The 524-nt window shown below is 70.4% G+C and carries 1 protein-coding gene; it reads left to right on the forward strand.

The window, feature by feature from the left end; genetic code table 11:
* Positions 1 to 83: 83 nt before the first annotated feature.
* Positions 84 to 524: pyridoxamine 5'-phosphate oxidase family protein (locus FK268_RS23880; RefSeq protein WP_231707251.1), on the forward strand; the 441-nt coding region annotated here is incomplete at its 3' end.

The raw sequence follows: 524 nt of genomic DNA on the forward strand, positions 1-524 counted from the left end.
GGCACGCCCCCAGAATAGTGGATCATCGATTGAACACTTTCCGGACCTTCTGATGCTCCGGTATTCGACCGAGAATGGTCGGCATGGACAAGCTCACCCGATACCCCGAGCGGGGCGGCGACCGGCGCCTGCCCGACGAGATCCTCGACGAGGGCATGGTCGCCGTGCTGTCGACGGTGGCCGACGGCCTGCCCTGGTCGATCCCGATCGCCTACGCCCGGGCAGGGGACCGCATCGTTGTGCACGGATCGACCGGGGCGGGCGCGCTGCGCCACGTCGCCGCGGGCGCACCCGTCACGCTGACGGTGACCCACGTGGACGCCCTGGTCGTGGCGGACACCGCGTTCGACCATTCGATGAACTACCGCTCCGCCGTCCTGCGCGGCACCCTCGATCGGGTCTCCGCGGGCGCCGAGGAACTCCTGGACGCCTTTCTCGACGCGGTCCTGCCGGGCCGCAGCGCGGAGGTGCGGGTGAACAGCCGCAAGGAGCTCGCCGCGACGGCGGTGCTCGCCCTGCCGATC

The organism is Tsukamurella sputi, from assembly GCF_007858445.1.
In the GTDB taxonomy this organism is placed as follows: domain Bacteria; phylum Actinomycetota; class Actinomycetes; order Mycobacteriales; family Mycobacteriaceae; genus Tsukamurella; species Tsukamurella sputi.